At 57.0% G+C, this 17,653-nt stretch carries 14 protein-coding genes and 1 pseudogene; 10 read left to right on the top strand and 5 right to left on the bottom strand.

Features of this window, described 5'->3' with window-relative positions; all coding sequences use genetic code 11:
• Position 1: 1 nt before the first annotated feature.
• The 5 genes from PMI20_RS03260 to dnaA all read right to left on the bottom strand — a co-directional run bounded on the left by PMI20_RS03260 (position 2) and on the right by dnaA (position 7,745).
• A complete protein-coding gene (locus PMI20_RS03260; RefSeq protein ID WP_284171592.1) occupies positions 2-580 on the bottom strand; it encodes a TnsA endonuclease N-terminal domain-containing protein in 579 nt (192 codons plus the stop codon).
• A 956-nt stretch (positions 581-1,536) separates the two neighbouring features.
• Entirely contained in the window at positions 1,537-3,954 is a 2,418-nt protein-coding gene (gene gyrB / locus PMI20_RS03255; protein WP_007924471.1) for a DNA topoisomerase (ATP-hydrolyzing) subunit B, read from the bottom strand.
• Positions 3,955-3,958: 4 nt separating this feature from the next.
• Entirely contained in the window at positions 3,959-5,062 is a 1,104-nt protein-coding gene (gene recF / locus PMI20_RS03250; RefSeq protein ID WP_007924472.1) for a DNA replication/repair protein RecF, read from the bottom strand.
• Positions 5,063-5,082: 20 nt separating this feature from the next.
• The gene (dnaN, locus tag PMI20_RS03245) at positions 5,083-6,186 is read right to left on the bottom strand and encodes a DNA polymerase III subunit beta (protein ID WP_007924473.1); all 1,104 of its coding nucleotides are present in this window, start codon (positions 6,184-6,186) and stop codon (positions 5,083-5,085) included.
• 38 nt (positions 6,187-6,224) lie between these two features.
• Positions 6,225-7,745 carry a chromosomal replication initiator protein DnaA gene (gene dnaA / locus PMI20_RS03240; protein ID WP_007924474.1) on the bottom strand — a complete coding sequence of 507 codons (1,521 nt, stop codon included), beginning with the start codon at positions 7,743-7,745 and terminating at the stop codon, positions 6,225-6,227.
• 567 nt (positions 7,746-8,312) lie between these two features.
• Here dnaA and rpmH point away from each other — a divergent pair.
• The 10 genes and pseudogenes from rpmH (at position 8,313) to PMI20_RS03190 (ending at position 17,637) form a co-directional block, all read left to right on the top strand.
• The gene (rpmH, locus tag PMI20_RS03235) at positions 8,313-8,447 is read left to right on the top strand and encodes a 50S ribosomal protein L34 (protein WP_003213577.1); all 135 of its coding nucleotides are present in this window, start codon (positions 8,313-8,315) and stop codon (positions 8,445-8,447) included.
• A 16-nt stretch (positions 8,448-8,463) separates the two neighbouring features.
• Positions 8,464-8,865 carry a ribonuclease P protein component gene (gene rnpA / locus PMI20_RS03230; protein WP_009041465.1) on the top strand — a complete coding sequence of 134 codons (402 nt, stop codon included), beginning with the start codon at positions 8,464-8,466 and terminating at the stop codon, positions 8,863-8,865.
• Positions 8,858-9,103 (top strand): membrane protein insertion efficiency factor YidD, encoded by a 246-nt coding sequence (gene yidD, locus PMI20_RS03225; RefSeq protein ID WP_010465488.1) that lies wholly within the window; start codon positions 8,858-8,860, stop codon positions 9,101-9,103. Before rnpA ends, yidD begins: the two co-directional genes overlap by 8 nt.
• A 2-nt stretch (positions 9,104-9,105) precedes the next feature.
• Entirely contained in the window at positions 9,106-10,788 is a 1,683-nt protein-coding gene (yidC, locus tag PMI20_RS03220) for a membrane protein insertase YidC (RefSeq protein WP_007924476.1), read from the top strand.
• 91 nt (positions 10,789-10,879) lie between these two features.
• Positions 10,880-12,249: pseudogene (gene mnmE / locus PMI20_RS03215) on the top strand (tRNA uridine-5-carboxymethylaminomethyl(34) synthesis GTPase MnmE).
• Between the two features lie 594 nt (positions 12,250-12,843).
• On the top strand, positions 12,844-14,742 hold the full coding sequence (gene mnmG, locus PMI20_RS03210; protein ID WP_007924490.1) for a tRNA uridine-5-carboxymethylaminomethyl(34) synthesis enzyme MnmG: 1,899 nt from the start codon (positions 12,844-12,846) through the stop codon (positions 14,740-14,742).
• A complete protein-coding gene (gene rsmG / locus PMI20_RS03205; protein WP_007924492.1) occupies positions 14,739-15,383 on the top strand; it encodes a 16S rRNA (guanine(527)-N(7))-methyltransferase RsmG in 645 nt (214 codons plus the stop codon). The genes mnmG and rsmG overlap by 4 nt, the downstream gene beginning before the upstream one ends.
• 18 nt (positions 15,384-15,401) lie before the next feature.
• Positions 15,402-16,199 (top strand): ParA family protein, encoded by a 798-nt coding sequence (locus PMI20_RS03200; protein WP_007924494.1) that lies wholly within the window; start codon positions 15,402-15,404, stop codon positions 16,197-16,199.
• 9 nt (positions 16,200-16,208) lie between these two features.
• Complete coding sequence (locus PMI20_RS03195) at positions 16,209-17,081, top strand: ParB/RepB/Spo0J family partition protein (RefSeq protein WP_007924496.1); 873 nt, start codon at positions 16,209-16,211, stop codon at positions 17,079-17,081.
• 148 nt (positions 17,082-17,229) lie between these two features.
• Positions 17,230-17,637: a F0F1 ATP synthase subunit I gene (locus tag PMI20_RS03190; protein WP_037004398.1), complete on the top strand. Its 408-nt coding sequence runs from the start codon at positions 17,230-17,232 to the stop codon at positions 17,635-17,637.
• Positions 17,638-17,653: the final 16 nt, after the last annotated feature.

The raw sequence follows: 17,653 nt of genomic DNA, 5'->3' as shown, positions 1-17,653 counted from the left end.
GTTAATGGCTGCTCAAGATCGACACCGACAATGCCCAGACCCAACAAGCGCCACGCATCCATTTCCCCAAAATCGAAATGGCTTCACCAAAAAACAGAGGTTTGTATTTATTCAGGTCGGAGCACACTTCCGCCTGATGAGTTGGTGAAAGCCAGGGACCGCGCCTGTGATATAGGATCTCTTGCAGGTTGCTCGCGAGGGGCTCACTCCAGATCAGAGCGTCCGTCACAATAGAGAAATTCCGGTTGGTCGCCGCGAAATGCAATTCAGCCGCGGCCATCTTTTGCTTCACTTTGCGGATCAGAAGCCGCTTTTCCGGCTTTACTTCAAACCACCATTCGCGGCCGTCCTCAAGGAAGACACGGATATCAGGGATGTATTCAACGATGGATTCATCCACGGAGATCCTCTCTCGGCTGGGCTGAACTTCGTAGCTTCGAACAGACGGCGATAGCTCAAGCAGGCGGAAAAAACCGCCCTCGAGCTGGGATTCCCATTCAACGGAATGGCCATTTTTCAGGGAGGGAAAGTACCCCCTGGAGTGGCAGGAACTGCGCGTAATAACATCACGGACTGGCATAGCAATCTCCTCAGGCGAGCCCCGTCGCTGCGCTTGGAAAACCAGGCACACTGCGGGACCCGAAGGCTCAATCGACAGGCAACACTTTCCCGTCGAGAGGCCTCGCTTAAGTCAAAATGATGGGAGAGGATTGACAAGCGCTGAAAAAAAGCAGAGATTGCGGTTTCCACACCAGCAATACTGCTTCAAATAGGCGCGGTCAAAACTCTCAGGTTTTGGTCGCGTTTTACATTACACACCTCCACTTTTTCATGATTCTGCTCGTTGACTCAATAGCTACAGGGTTGGCATGATTTCAATCTTATGCAGATATTTTCTAAGCCCTAATAAGTCGTAGCTACCTGCTTCTAGATTTTCAGTTTAAGTAGACTCGGTAACTCGATGAATTTATTGATTAGACGTTCTCTTCCTAAAGACTACAGATCGCAAATAGTATTCCAAGCACTGAATAAAAGCCATATTTTACAAACTAATTATTAGCTCAATTCTATTTTTAGAAAACTCACCCACACAATCTTTAAGCATCAACTTAAAGCTTAACGGGTATGCGTAAAGTTTAAAAAATTCTTAAATATATAAAAATGCGTAGATGAGTATTAATGCTTTGATGTAATAATTTTTCGTACGATCCGAGCAACTATTTTATGTTTCAGCCAAAATAATGGCTGCCAATACATTCCCCAGCTTTCCCGGGCTGCCTTCATAAATTCTTTGCGAAACGTCGTTGATTCTTGAGCGTTCATAGACTCACCGATTCACTAAAAATCCCGCCTTCCACGTTACGCTCGTTACCCACATCCTGCCACCACGCTGAAACGGTCGGTCATTCTTCCATGCCCCAGACAAAAAAAGGCCCGCTTTCGCGGGCCTACTTGTGTCTGGACTGGCCAGCCCCAAGGGCTGGCCGAACCATTTATTTGTGAAAATGGGCAACTATTCTGTGACCCTACACCGGATCAGAAGTCCAGGTTGGATACCGCCAGGGCGTTGCTTTCGATGAAGTCACGACGAGGCTCGACCGCATCACCCATCAGGGTGTTGAAGATCTGGTCGGCGCCGATGGCGTCTTCGATGGTGACCTTGAGCATGCGGCGCACGCTTGGGTCCATGGTGGTTTCCCACAACTGATCCGGGTTCATCTCGCCCAGACCTTTGTATCGCTGGATGGTGTGGCGCTTGGTGCTTTCGGTCATCAGCCAGTCCAGGGCTTCCTTGAACTCGGTCACCGCCTTCTTGCGCTCGCCGCGCTGAATATAAGCGCCTTCGTCCAGCAGGGAGCTCAGTTGAGCACCGAGGGTGACGACGGTCTTGTAGTCATTGCTGCCGAAGAAGTCGCGGTTGAAGGTGACGTAGTTCGACAGGCCGTGGGAGATCAGTTCGACCTCTGGCAGCCACACATTACGTTCACGGTCTTCACGCAGGCTGGCCTTGTAGACCAGGCCGGACTTCTCGACGGTGCGCAGGCGGACTTCATACTGGGCCAGCCAATCCTGCATCGCCGCGTGATCGGAGAGTTGCTCCAGGCTCACGGCCGGCAGGTAGATGAAGTGCTCGGTCAGCTCTTGAGGGTACAGGCGCGACAGACGCTTGAGGGTCTTCATGACCATGCGGAAGTCGTTCACCAGGCGCTCCAGTGCCTCGCCGGAAATACCCGGTGCTTCTTCGTTCAGGTGCAGGCTCGCATCTTCCAGGGCCGACTGCGTCATGTACTCTTCCATGGCGTCGTCGTCTTTGATGTATTGCTCTTGCTTGCCTTTCTTGACCTTGTACAGCGGCGGTTGAGCGATGTAGATGTAGCCACGCTCGATCAGCTCCGGCAACTGACGGAAGAAGAAGGTCAGGAGCAGGGTACGGATGTGCGAACCGTCGACGTCGGCGTCGGTCATGATGATGATGTTGTGATAACGCAGCTTGTCGATGTTGTACTCTTCACGGCCGATGCCGCAACCGAGTGCAGTGATCAAGGTGCCGACCTCCTGCGAGGAAATCATCTTGTCGAAGCGCGCTTTCTCGACGTTGAGGATCTTGCCCTTGAGCGGCAGGATCGCCTGGGTCTTACGGTTGCGTCCCTGCTTGGCGGAGCCGCCAGCAGAGTCACCTTCCACCAGGTAGAGTTCGGAAAGGGCAGGGTCTTTTTCCTGGCAGTCCGCCAGTTTGCCCGGCAGGCCGGCGATATCCAGCGCGCCTTTACGACGGGTCATCTCACGGGCTTTACGCGCCGCTTCACGGGCACGGGCGGCGTCGAGCATCTTGCCGACCACCAGCTTGGCTTCGTTCGGGTTTTCCAGCAGGAAGTCGGAGAAGTACTTGCCCATTTCCTGTTCGACCGCGGTCTTCACTTCGGAAGACACCAGCTTGTCTTTGGTCTGGGAGCTGAACTTCGGATCCGGCACCTTGACCGAAATGATCGCGGTCAGGCCTTCACGGGCATCGTCACCGGTGGTGGCGACCTTGTGCTTCTTCGCCAGGCCTTCCTGTTCGATGTAGTTGTTCAGGTTACGCGTCAGCGCCGAACGGAAGCCCACCAGGTGGGTGCCGCCGTCGCGCTGCGGAATGTTGTTGGTAAAGCACTGCAGGTTTTCGTTGAAGCTGTCGTTCCACTGCAGGGCGATTTCCACGCCGATGCCGTCTTCACGCTGCACATTGAAGTGGAACACCTGGTTGACCGCAGTCTTGTTGGTGTTCAGGTATTCAACGAACGCACGCAAGCCGCCTTCGTACTTGAACAGTTCTTCCTTGCCGCTGCGCTCGTCCTTCAGAACGATACCGACACCGGAGTTGAGGAAGGACAGTTCACGAATCCGCTTGGCCAGGATGTCCCAGCTAAAGTGGATGTTCTTGAAGGTCTCGCTGGAAGCCTTGAAGTGAATCTGGGTACCGGTGGTTTCGCTGTCACCGACGATAGCCATAGGCGCCTGAGGCACACCATGAACGTAGGTCTGTTCCCAGATCTTGCCACTGCGGCGAACGGTCAGGACCAGTTCTTCGGACAGGGCGTTCACTACCGACACACCCACACCGTGCAGACCGCCGGATACTTTGTAGGAGTTATCGTCGAACTTACCGCCGGCGTGCAGTACGGTCATGATGACCTCGGCTGCGGAAACGCCTTCTTCTTTATGCACGTCTACCGGGATGCCGCGACCGTTGTCGCGCACGGTAATGGATTCGTCCGGGTGGATGATGATGCTGATGTCGTCGCAATGGCCGGCCAGAGCTTCGTCGATCGAGTTATCGACCACCTCGAACACCATATGGTGCAGACCGCTGCCATCGTCGGTGTCACCAATGTACATACCGGGACGTTTGCGTACGGCATCCAAACCTTTCAGCACTTTAATGCTGCTCGAGTCGTACGTGTTTTCTTCGCTCATGCCTTCACTCCCGATGGTCGTGGGTCTGGGTGATACGGCCCTGTTCCACGTGGAACAGGGCAACTGGCGTTTCCGTCTGCCAGCCTTCCCTCAATAATTCGTGGTCTACACAGGTGATGAACACCTGGCAGCGTAAGTCTTCCAACAAGCGACAAAGTGCGCGGCGATGCTGCTCGTCCAGTTCGGACGGCAAGTCATCCACCAGATAAATACATTGACCGCGCCGGGCCTGGCTGACCAGGTGCCCCTGGGCGATCCGCAAGGCACAGACCACCAACTTCTGCTGACCGCGGGACAAGATGTCCGCAGCGTTGTGTGCGCCCAATCTGAGACGCAAATCAGCACGTTGGGGGCCGGCCTGGGTATGACCCATTTGCTGATCACGATGGAGGGATGTCGCGAGCACTGCACTGAGCTCTCGCTCTTTATCCCAACCACGGTAATAGCTAAGCGTTAAGCCCTCGAGCTCTACCAGCTCGCTCAAGGTCCGCTCAAAGACTGGTTTCAAGGCTTTGATATAAGCGCGGCGGTATTCATCAATTTCAGCGCTGGCCTGACACAGTTCCCTGTCCCAGGCTGCTTGCGAAGCGGCGTCAAGTGTACCATGCCGCAGCCATGAGTTCCGCTGCCGCAGGGCCTTCTGCAAACGCTGCCAGGTTGACATGAAGCGGGGTTCCACGTGGAACACGCCCCAATCAAGGAACTGGCGCCTGATTTTCGGAGCACCTTCCAGCAGGCGGAAACTGTCCGGGTTGATCAACTGCAGGGGCAGGATCTCCGCCAGCTGTGCCGCGCTGCGGGCGTTCTGCCCGTCGATACGGATCTGGAATTCGCCCTGCCGGTCGCGAGATATCCCCAGGCTGCTATGCCCGCCTTCTGCCAGCTCGACCTGACCGAACACCGTACAAGCGAGTTGCTCGTACTGGATCACCGGCAATAAACGGGCACTGCGAAACGAGCGAGCAAGCCCCAGCAAGTGGATGGCTTCCAGTACGCTGGTTTTGCCACTGCCGTTGGCGCCGTAGAGAAGGTTGATGCGGGGAGAGGGGGAGAAGGTCACCGGGTGCAGATTGCGCACCGCGGTGACCGAGACGCGACTGAGGGACATCTAGCTTCTGCTGAGCATGATTACAGGCGCATCGGCATGACAACGTAGGCCGAGTCGTCGTTGTCGGATTCCTGCACCAGCGCACTGCTGTTGGAATCGGACAGGATCAGGCGTACCTGTTCGGTGGTCATCACGCCCAACACGTCGAGCAGGTAGCTCACGTTGAAGCCGATCTCCAGCGAACCGCCGTTGTATTCCACGCCTACTTCTTCTTCCGCCTCTTCCTGCTCCGGGTTGTTCGCCTGGATTTTCAGCTGACCGTTGGCCAGTTGCAGACGGATACCGCGGTACTTCTCGTTGGACAGAATAGCGGTACGGCTGAAGGCCTCACGCAGCGCCTGACGGTCGCCCAGTACCAGCTTGTCACCGCCCTTCGGCAGCACGCGCTCATAGTCCGGGAACTTGCCGTCGACCAGCTTGGAGGTGAAGGTGAACTCGCCGGTAGTAGCACGAATGTGGTGCTGACCCAGCACGATGCTGACGATGCCATCCGGCTCGGTGAGCAGGCGGGCCAGTTCCAGGATACCTTTGCGCGGCACGATCACCTGATGGCGATCCGGCTGACCGATATCGGCCTGCATCGAGCACATGGCCAGGCGGTGACCGTCGGTGGCCACGGCGCGGATGATGCCGGCGGAGACCTCCAGCAGCATTCCGTTGAGGTAATAACGCACGTCCTGTTGGGCCATGGCGAAGCTGGTGCGCTCGATCAGGCGACGCAGCTTGCTCTGCTCCAGCTGGCAGGTCAGCGAGCCCGGGCCTTCTTCCACGGTCGGGAAGTCGTTGGCCGGCAAGGTGGACAGGGTAAAGCGGCTACGGCCAGCCTTGACCACCAGCTTCTGCTCGTCGACCTTGATGTCGATCAGCGCATCGTTCGGCAGGCTCTTGCAGATGTCCATCAGCTTACGCGCCGGGACAGTGATTTCGCCTGGCTCCGCCGGCTCTTCCAACTGCACGCGACCGACCAGCTCGACTTCCAGGTCAGTACCGGTCAGCGACAGTTGCTGGCCTTCGACAACCAACAGCACGTTGGAAAGTACCGGCAAGGTCTGACGACGTTCGACGACGCCGGCGACCAGTTGCAGGGGTTTCAACAGGGCTTCGCGTTGAATGGTGAAATGCATGGTCTAGTCCCTTGCCTTAATAAGCTGCGCTGGAGTCATCAAGTGGTCAGAGTACGCAGCAGGTTCTTGTAGTCCTCGCGGATGTCCGCGTCGGATTCCTTAAGTTCATTGATCTTGCGGCATGCGTGCAAGACCGTGGTGTGATCGCGGCCGCCGAACACATCGCCGATTTCCGGCAGGCTGTGGTTGGTCAGTTCCTTGGACAAGGCCATGGCTACCTGGCGCGGGCGCGCGACAGAACGCGAGCGACGCTTGGACAGCAGATCGGAGATCTTGATCTTGTAGTACTCGGCGACAGTGCGCTGAATGTTATCCACAGAGACCAGCTTGTCCTGCAGGGCCAGCAAGTCTTTCAGCGATTCGCGAATCAGCTCGATGGTGATGTCGCGCCCCATGAAGTGCGAGTGGGCGATGACACGCTTGAGCGCACCCTCCAGCTCACGCACGTTGGAGCGAATCCGCTGGGCAATGAAGAACGCCGCATCGTGAGGCAGTTCGACTTTGGCCTGGTCGGCTTTCTTCATCAGGATCGCGACGCGGGTTTCCAGTTCCGGAGGCTCTACCGCCACCGTCAGGCCCCAGCCGAAGCGCGATTTCAGGCGTTCTTCCAGGCCTTCGATCTCCTTCGGATAGCGGTCACTGGTGAGAATCACCTGTTGGCCGCCTTCGAGCAGGGCGTTGAAGGTGTGGAAAAACTCTTCCTGGGAACGCTCCTTACGGGCGAAGAACTGGATATCGTCGATCAGCAACGCATCCACCGAACGGTAGAAACGCTTGAATTCGTTGATCGCGTTGAGTTGCAACGCCTTGACCATGTCCGCCACGAAGCGCTCGGAATGCAGGTACACGACCTTGGCATTCGGGTTCTTCTTTAATAGGTGGTTACCCACAGCATGCATCAAGTGGGTCTTACCCAAACCTACGCCCCCATAAAGGAAGAGCGGGTTGTAACCATGCTTGGGGTTGTCGGCTACCTGCCAGGCCGCGGCGCGGGCCAGCTGGTTGGACTTGCCTTCCACAAAGTTTTCGAAGGTAAAGGTGCGGTTCAGGTAACTGGTGTGCTTGAGCGCACCTTCCACCTGAACGGTGCGCTGTTCGGCGCGTACTGGAGCCTGCTGCGAGCTGGCCCCCGCCATCGGGTCGAAGCTGTCACGAGAGGGTTCTTCGCTGACTTCGGCGGCTTTCTGGGTCGCCGGTTTGGTCGGTGCGGCCGGAGCCGGCGCAGCGACTGGGGCGGCAGCTGCTGCCTGCTGAACCTGAGAGGCAACCGCGGCGGCCAGCGGAGCATTGGGTGCCGCACGAGGAGCGGAACTGCGTTTGCTGCCTATTAATAAGGAAAGCGCCGGCGCCATGCCATTGCCATGCTCATCCAGCAGCTCGAGCACGCGGCCCAGGTACTTTTCGTTGACCCAGTCGAGAACAAAACGATTCGGTGCGTATACACGCAACTCGTCGCCTTCGGCTTCGACCTGTAGCGGACGGATCCAAGTGTTGAATTGCTGGGCAGGCAGCTCATCACGCAGAAGCTCCACGCACTGCTGCCAAAGTTCCACTGACACGGATATCCCCTAAGTTGAAAGCCGGTGAGGCAAAAACAAGCCGCCATTGTAGCGACCAGACGCACACTTATCCACATGTAGGTTGATCACAGGGCACTATGAATCAACGCTTTATCCCGAAAAAACACGACCAATGGTATGTGCATAAGCTCTGTGGATAACCATGCCTGAGGGCATTGCACAACTGGGGGCGAAAATCGGTGGATAACCCGCTTGTGGATAACTCACCTTTCCACACACAGCTTTTCCGATAGCGCAGCACAGGCAGAGCACCGTTTCTCGACAGTGTTGTCATTCTCTGTACACCACGGTCTACAAGGGCTGAATGTAGTTATCCACAGACAGAGGCATCCCTAGCCTTTATAAGCTTTACAGAAAAGCTTTAAATAATTCCCTTCTTTATTTTTATATCTGGCTGACCGGGTTCTTCAGTCTTCGATGTGGACATACCCAGACAAAGGAAAAGCTGGTTGGAAATTGACCTAGAGGCTTGCTTTCTCTAGAATCGCCGATCTCTTAAAACGGGGGCCATTCCGGCCCGTTGTGGACGAACCAGGTAACACGACAATGAAACGTACTTTCCAACCAAGCACTATCAAACGCGCTCGTACCCACGGTTTCCGTGCTCGCATGGCTACCAAGAACGGTCGTGCCGTCCTGTCGCGTCGTCGCGCCAAAGGTCGTGCGCGTCTGGCAGTTTGATACTCCGGCACTGGAGGTGAGTCAGGACTTCAGTCGGGAAAAGCGTCTGCTTACCCCCCGGCATTTCAAGGCAGTCTTTGACTCCCCTACCGGCAAGGTTCCGGGGAAAAATCTCCTGCTCCTTGCGCGCAACAACGATCTGGATCATCCCCGTCTGGGGCTGGTTATCGGAAAAAAGAGCGTCAAGCTCTCCGTTGAGCGCAATCGCCTCAAACGTCTGATGCGCGAATCGTTTCGCCTGCACCAGGATGCTCTGGTCGGCTGGGACATCGTTATCGTCGCGCGCAAAGGTTTGGGCGATGTAGAAAACCCCGAATTGATTCAGCATTTCGACAAGCTCTGGAAGCGTCTGGCCCGTAACAAGCCGGCACCAGCAGCCAAACCCGAAACTGTAGGGGTAGACAGCCCGAATGCGTAAACTGGCACTCGTTCCGATCCAGTTTTATCGCTATGCCATTAGTCCTCTGATGGCCAGTCACTGTCGTTTCTACCCCAGCTGTTCCTGCTACGCGTATGAAGCCATCGAAAATCATGGCCTTCTGCGCGGTGGCTGGCTGACCTTTCGTCGTTTAGGTCGCTGTCATCCGTGGAATCCCGGTGGTTATGACCCGGTTCCACCTATCCCTACCTCCCGTTCTTCTTCGATGGCCGAGTAATCATGGATATTAAACGCACGATCCTGATCGTCGCCCTGGCAATCGTGTCCTACGTCATGGTTCTTAAGTGGAACCAGGATTATGGCCAGGCTGCCCTGCCGACTCAGAATGTTGCTGCCAACACCGCCACCCCGGCTCTACCGGATACGCCTGTTGGTAACAATGCTTCCGCCAGTGCCGATGTACCCAGCGCGAATACCGATACCAGCACCCCTACCGAAACTCCGGTAGCGGCAAGCAAAGACCTCATCCAGGTAAAAACGGATGTGCTCGATCTGGCTATCGATCCTCAAGGTGGTGATATCGCCCAGCTGAAGCTGCCGCTGTATCCACGTCGCCAGGACCATCCGGAAATTCCGTTCCAGCTGTTCGATAACGGTGGCGAACGTACTTATCTGGCGCAAAGCGGCCTGACCGGTACCAACGGCCCAGATGCCCGTCCTGCCGGACGCCCGGTTTACTCGGCCGAAAAAAAGACTTATCAACTGGCTGACGGCCAGAACCAGCTGAATGTCGACCTGAAATTCAGCGACGCCGGCGTCAACTACATCAAGCGTTTCACCTTTACCCGCGGTCTGTACGATCTGAAAGTCACCTATCTGATCGACAACACCAGCGACAAGGCCTGGACTGGCAACCTGTTTGCCCAGCTCAAACGCGACGCCAGCTCCGATCCTTCTTCCAGCACCGCCACCGGTACCGCGACTTACCTGGGCGCCGCCCTGTGGACAAGTTCCGAGCCGTACAAAAAAGTGTCGATGAAAGATATCGACAAGGGCTCGCTGAAAGAAACCGTGCAAGGTGGCTGGGTTGCCTGGCTGCAACACTACTTCGTGACCGCCTGGATCCCGGCGAAGAACGAAAGCAACGTGGTGCAGACCCGCAAAGACAACCAAGGCAACTACATCATAGGTTTCACCGGCCCGGCGCTGACCGTTGCACCAGGTGCCAAGGCTGAAACCACCGCCACTCTGTACGCCGGTCCGAAAAGCCAGGCCGTGCTGAAAGAGTTGTCCCCAGGCCTGGAACTGACTGTCGACTACGGCATTCTGTGGTTCATTGCCCAGCCGATCTTCTGGCTGCTGCAACATATCCACAGCATTGTGGGTAACTGGGGTTGGTCGATCATCTTCCTGACCATGCTGATCAAGGGGATCTTCTTCCCACTGTCGGCGGCCAGCTACAAATCCATGGCGCGCATGCGTGCAGTGGCGCCGAAACTGGCGGCTCTGAAAGAGCAACATGGCGACGACCGGCAGAAAATGTCGCAAGCCATGATGGAGCTGTACAAGAAAGAGAAGATCAATCCGCTGGGTGGTTGCTTGCCAATCCTCGTGCAGATGCCCGTGTTCCTGTCCTTGTACTGGGTACTCCTGGAAAGCGTGGAAATGCGCCAGGCACCGTTCATGCTGTGGATTACCGACCTGTCGATCAAGGATCCGTTCTTCATCCTGCCGATCATCATGGGCGCCACCATGTTCATCCAGCAGCAACTGAACCCGACTCCTCCGGATCCGATGCAGGCCAAGGTGATGAAAATGATGCCAATCATCTTCACCTTCTTCTTCCTGTGGTTCCCGGCGGGTCTGGTGCTGTACTGGGTGGTGAACAACTGCCTGTCGATCGCCCAACAGTGGTACATCACACGTAAGATCGAAGCGGCTACCAAGAAAGCAGCTGCCTGACCTACTCTGTGGATAACCACTCAAAACGCCCCCTAGTGGGGCGTTTTGCTATCTGTCACTTTTGTCTGCCTCTTTATGTCTGGAGCGGGTTATGAATGTCCCTCGTGAAACCATCGCAGCCGTAGCCACCGCCCAGGGGCGCGGTGGTGTGGGCATCGTGCGTATTTCCGGACCGTTGGCCAGTGTCGCCGCCAAGGCCATCAGCGGCCGCGAGCTGAAACCGCGTTACGCCCATTACGGGCCGTTTTTCAGCGATCGGAACGAGGTCCTGGATGAGGGGATCGCCTTGTATTTTCCGGGGCCGAACTCCTTTACCGGCGAAGACGTGCTGGAACTTCAGGGCCACGGCGGCCCGATCGTCCTGGATATATTGCTGCAGCGTTGCCAGCAGCTGGGATGCCGCCTGGCCCGGCCGGGGGAATTCAGCGAGCGCGCGTTCCTCAACGACAAGCTCGACCTGGCCCAGGCCGAAGCCATCGCCGACCTGATCGAAGCCAGTTCCGCACAGGCCGCGCGCAATGCCTTGCGCTCTTTGCAGGGGCATTCTCCAAGCGTGTGCATAACCTGACCGAGCAATTGATCGCGCTGCGCATCTACGTCGAGGCGGCCATCGATTTTCCTGAGGAAGAAATCGACTTCCTGGCCGATGGCCATGTCCTGCAGATGCTAGACGCGGTGCGCGACGAGTTATCCACCGTGGTCCGCGAAGCCGGGCAGGGCGCCTTGCTGCGTGACGGCATGACCGTGGTCATCGCTGGCCGGCCGAATGCCGGCAAGTCCAGCCTGCTCAATGCCCTGGCCGGACGCGAAGCGGCGATTGTCACCGAGATCGCCGGTACCACCCGGGATGTGCTGCGTGAACATATCCACATCGACGGTATGCCGTTGCACGTTGTGGATACCGCAGGGTTGCGCGATACCGAAGACCAGGTGGAAAAGATCGGTGTGGAACGTGCTCTCAAGGCCATTGGCGAGGCCGACCGCGTATTGCTGGTGGTCGACGCCACGGCCCCGGAAGCGCTGGACCCCTTTGCCTTGTGGCCCGAGTTCCTGGAACAGCGGCCGGATCCGGCGAAAGTCACGCTGATCCGCAACAAGGCCGATCTGACCAGCGAAGCGATCGCCCTGGAGGTCAGCGACGATGGCCACGTGACTATCAGCCTCAGTGCCAAGGCCGGCGGCGAGGGCCTGGAACTGCTGCGTGAGCACCTCAAGGCCTGCATGGGTTACGAACAGACTTCCGAAAGCAGCTTCAGTGCACGCAGACGTCACCTGGAAGCCCTTCACCACGCCAGCGACGCACTTGAACATGGCCGTTCGCAACTGACCCTGGCCGGCGCCGGCGAGCTGCTGGCTGAAGACCTGCGCCAAGCCCAGCAATCCCTGGGAGAAATTACCGGCGCTTTCAGCTCGGACGACCTGCTGGGCCGGATCTTCTCCAGCTTCTGCATCGGTAAGTAACCCCATCTCCCTATAGGAGCAGCCGTTCGACGGCTTGGTTGCTCGTGATGCTCATGACGGTGTTCCGCCGGCATCACGGGCAAACCCGCTCCTGCAATCCTCGCACTCCCCATCATTTCCGAGTTTGTCGGGCGCACTTGGGCGCTTCGGCGGATTTCTTGTGGCCGCCGTTTGGTCGGATGAGCTTTTTTCTGTGGATTAAGCCCTGTGAATAACTGCCCTTAGGCTCAGTTGATAACAGGGCGTCAAAACTGAGGAAAACCCGCTCTGTGGATAAGCATCACTTTAATCCACAGGCTTACACCGGTTATCCAAGGGCCTCGTTGCTACCTAACCACAGACTTTTGAATCTCTGTACATATTGAAAACAAAGGGCTGTATGAATCTATCCACAGATAGGTCGGTGCCTAAGAATAAACATAAAAACAAAGATTTAATAAATTTCTTTCTTTTTAATTTCTATTGTCCGTGAGTCATCCACAGCTGGTTAAATTTTGTGCAAAGGGTTCTTTAGGAAGGGCGAAGACCCTATACTTGTCCGTTATCCCAAGAACCCATCCTTTTTTACCCATATAAGCAGGCACGAGGTGCGTGGTGGATTTCCCTTCCCGTTTTGAAGTGATCGTCATCGGCGGCGGTCATGCCGGTACCGAGGCAGCACTTGCATCAGCACGCATGGGGGCAAAAACCCTGTTGCTGACGCACAACGTGGAAACCCTCGGAGCAATGAGCTGCAATCCCGCGATTGGCGGGATCGGTAAAAGTCATCTGGTCAAAGAAATCGACGCCCTCGGCGGCGCGATGGCCATGGCTACCGATAAAGGTGGTATTCAGTTTCGGGTGTTGAACAGCCGTAAAGGCCCAGCCGTGCGTGCTACCCGCGCCCAGGCCGACCGTATTCTGTACAAGGCTGCTGTCCGCGAAATCCTGGAAAACCAGCCGAACCTGTGGATATTTCAACAGGCAGCGGATGACCTGATCGTCGAACAGGACCAGGTCCGCGGCGTAGTGACCCAAATGGGCCTGCGTTTCTTCGCCGAGTCGGTGGTGTTGACCACCGGTACCTTCCTCGGCGGACTTATCCACATCGGTTTGCAGAATTATTCCGGCGGTCGTGCCGGTGATCCGCCGTCGATCGCTCTGGCTCGCCGTCTGCGCGAATTGCCTCTGCGTGTGGGCCGCCTGAAAACCGGTACGCCACCGCGCATCGATGGCCGGTCTGTGGATTTCTCGGTGATGACCGAGCAACCGGGCGATACGCCAATCCCGGTCATGTCTTTCCTGGGCAACAAGGAACAGCATCCGCGGCAGGTCAGTTGCTGGATTACTCATACCAATGCGCGGACTCACGAAATCATCGCTGCAAACCTCGACCGTTCGCCGATGTATTCCGATGCCGGCTCGATCGAGGGCATTGGCCCGCGCTACTGCCCGTCGATCGAAGACAAGATCCATCGCTTTGCCGACAAGGAAAGCCATCAGGTCTTCATCGAGCCGGAAGGCCTGACCACTCACGAGCTGTACCCGAACGGGATATCCACAAGCCTGCCGTTCGATGTGCAGTTGCAGATCGTGCAATCGATCCGCGGTATGGAAAACGCGCACATCGTGCGTCCCGGCTATGCCATCGAGTACGACTACTTCGATCCGCGCGACCTGAAGTACAGCCTGGAAACCAAAGTGATCGGCGGCCTGTTCTTTGCCGGCCAGATCAACGGCACCACCGGTTACGAAGAAGCCGGCGCCCAGGGTTTGCTCGCCGGTGCCAACGCCGCATTGCGCGCGCAGGGCAAAGACAGCTGGTGCCCGCGTCGCGATGAAGCCTACATCGGTGTGTTGGTCGACGACCTGATTACCCTGGGAACCCAGGAACCGTATCGGATGTTTACATCCCGTGCCGAATACCGCCTGATCCTGCGCGAAGACAATGCCGACCTGCGCCTGACCGAAAAAGGTCGGGAACTGGGCCTGGTGGACGATGTCCGTTGGGCCGCGTTCTGCAAAAAACGCGAAGGTATTGCCCTGGAAGAGCAACGCCTGAAAAGCACTTGGGTTCGTCCGGGTACCGAGCAGGGTGATGCGATCGCCGAAAAGTTCGGCACACCGCTGACCCATGAGTACAACTTGCTGAATCTGCTGAGCCGTCCGGAAATCGACTACGCTGGTCTGGTCGAAGTGACCGGGCAGGGCGCAGAAGATCCACAGGTCGCCGAGCAAGTCGAGATCAAGACCAAGTACGCCGGCTACATCGATCGCCAGCAGGACGAAATCGCTCGTCTGCGGGCCAGCGAAGACACCAAGCTGCCTGTGGATATCGACTACAGCAACATTTCCGGTCTCTCGAAAGAGATCCAGAGCAAGCTCGGCGCCACGCGTCCTGAAACCCTGGGCCAGGCTTCGCGGATTCCGGGCGTGACCCCGGCAGCGATTTCGCTGTTGATGATTCACTTGAAAAAACGCGGCGCGGGCCGTCAGTTGGAGCAAAGCGCTTGAGTTCGCAGGTCACCTCGCAACATGCAGAAGAGTTATCCACAGGTGCTCGCCAACTCGGTGTCAACCTGACAGAAGCCCAGCACGAGTTGCTGCTGGGGTATCTGGCTCTGCTGATCAAATGGAACAAGGCTTACAACCTGACCGCAGTACGTGATCCGGATGAAATGGTCTCGCGTCATCTGCTCGATAGCCTGAGCGTGATGTCGTTCATCGAAAACGGCCGCTGGCTGGACGTTGGCAGCGGCGGCGGGATGCCGGGCATTCCATTGGCTATCCTGTTTCCGGATTCGCAAGTGACCTGTCTGGACAGCAATGGCAAGAAAACCCGCTTCCTGACTCAGGTCAAACTGGAACTGAAGCTGGATAACCTGCAAGTTATCCACAGTCGTGTCGAGGCTTTCCAGCCGCAGCAGCCATTCAACGGGATCATTTCCCGGGCATTCAGCAGCATGGAGAACTTCACCAACTGGACTCGCCACCTCGGCGACCGCGATACACGTTGGCTGGCAATGAAGGGCGTTCATCCCGCCGATGAGCTGGTAGCATTGCCGGCGGACTTCCACCTCGATAGCGAACACGCCCTGGCCGTACCCGGTTGCCAAGGCCAACGCCATCTGCTGATACTGCGCCGCACGGCATGATTGGGAACACAAGCAAGAATGGCTAAGGTATTCGCGATAGCGAACCAGAAAGGTGGTGTGGGCAAGACCACCACCTGTATCAACCTCGCAGCATCGCTGGTTGCTACCAAGCGCCGGGTGCTGTTGATCGATCTCGATCCACAGGGCAACGCCACCATGGGTAGCGGTGTGGATAAACATGGCTTGGAAAATTCGGTCTACGACCTGCTGATCGGCGAGTGCGATCTGGCCCAGGCCATGCATTACTCCGAGCACGGCGGTTATCAACTACTGCCGGCGAACCGCGACTTGACCGCCGCGGAAGTGGTTCTGCTGGAAATGCAGATGAAGGAAAGCCGTCTGCGCAGCGCCCTGGCGCCGATCCGGGAAAACTACGATTACATTTTGATCGACTGCCCGCCGTCGCTGTCGATGCTCACGCTCAACGCCCTGGTTGCCGCCGATGGGGTCATTATCCCCATGCAGTGCGAGTACTTCGCTCTCGAAGGGTTGAGCGACCTTGTGGATAACATCAAGCGCATCTCCGAATTGCTCAATCCGAACCTCAAGGTCGAAGGCTTGCTGCGGACCATGTACGACCCGCGGCTGAGCCTGATGAACGATGTTTCCGCGCAACTCAAGGAACACTTCGGCGATCAGCTGTACGACACAGTGATCCCACGCAACATCCGTCTGGCGGAAGCCCCCAGTTATGGCATGCCGGCGTTGGTCTACGACAAACAGTCGCGCGGTGCCATCGCCTATCTGGCCCTCGCTGGCGAGATGGTTCGTCGGCAACGGAAAAATTCACGCGCAGCCGCTGCCCAGCCAACTTAAGGAATCCCCATGGCCGTCAAGAAACGAGGTCTCGGACGTGGACTGGATGCACTGTTGAGTGGTCCGACTGTCAGCTCGCTGGAAGAACAAGCGGTTCAAGCCGATGTGCGTGAGCTGCAACATTTGCCGCTGGACCTGATCCAGCGCGGCAAGTATCAGCCGCGCCGGGACATGGACCCTCAGGCGCTGGAAGAATTGGCGAGCTCGATCAAGACTCAGGGCGTAATGCAGCCAATCGTGGTGCGTCCGATCGGTTCCGGCCGTTTTGAAATCATCGCCGGCGAGCGCCGCTGGCGCGCCAGCCAGCAGGCGGGTCAGGAAACCATTCCGGCGATGGTCCGCGATGTTCCCGACGAAACCGCCATCGCCATGGCGCTGATCGAGAATATCCAGCGCGAAGATCTCAATCCCATCGAGGAAGCGGTTGCCCTGCAGCGCCTGCAGCAGGAATTCCAGCTGACTCAGCAGCAGGTTGCCGAGGCTGTGGGTAAGTCCCGCGTCACTGTAGCCAACTTACTGCGCCTGATCGCTTTGCCTGAAGTGATCAAGACCATGCTGTCCCACGGCGACCTGGAAATGGGTCATGCCCGTGCCTTGCTGGGTTTGCCGGAAAATCAACAGGTTGAAGGGGCGCGACACGTTGTCGCACGTGGTCTCACCGTACGCCAGACCGAAGCCCTGGTTCGCCAGTGGTTGAGTGGCAAACAGCAGCCTGCCGAACCTGTCAAACCCGACCCGGATATCGCGCGCCTGGAGCAACGCCTGGCCGAGCGCCTAGGCTCTGCGGTGCAGATTCGTCACGGAAAGAAAGGGAAAGGTCAGTTGGTGATCGGGTATAACTCCCTCGATGAGCTTCAAGGCGTCCTTGCACACATCCGCTGAAACATTTCCTCATGTAGCGTGCAGTCGGAAATCACTACCCGGCAGTTGAATAGGGGCTGAACCGCCCCTATACTCTGCGCGCATTTTGTCGGCACAAATTATGCCAAGTTATTGAATTCTGGCAGCCGACCCATGAGGAGCAAGAGTGATGGAAACCCGCACGCCAAACCGCTTGCCGTTCCATCGCTTGGCGGTTTTCCCGGTTTTATTGGCTCAGTTGGTCGTTTTATTGCTGGCCGCCTTGGCGCTCTGGCATTGGCATGGAGTCGTAGCCGGATACTCAGGCCTTTGTGGGGGACTGATAGCCTTGCTCCCCAATGTGTATTTCGCTCATAGGGCATTTCGGTTTTCCGGCGCCCGAGCAGCTCAAGCCATCGTCCGGTCTTTTTATGCTGGCGAGGCGGGCAAACTGATTTTGACGGCAGTGCTCTTTGCATTGACGTTCGCAGGTGTGAAGCCATTGGCGCCGCTAGCTGTATTCGGCGTCTTCGTGCTGACCCAACTGGTCAGCTGGTTCGCTCCCCTGCTTATGAGAACAAGACTTTCGAGACCTTAGGGCGTTTGAGGCAACC

Source organism: Pseudomonas sp. GM17 (genome assembly GCF_000282175.2).
GTDB lineage: Bacteria > Pseudomonadota > Gammaproteobacteria > Pseudomonadales > Pseudomonadaceae > Aquipseudomonas > Aquipseudomonas chlororaphis.
Note: the sequence above shows the minus strand (reverse complement) of the source record. Positions and strands in the feature narration are given on the sequence as shown.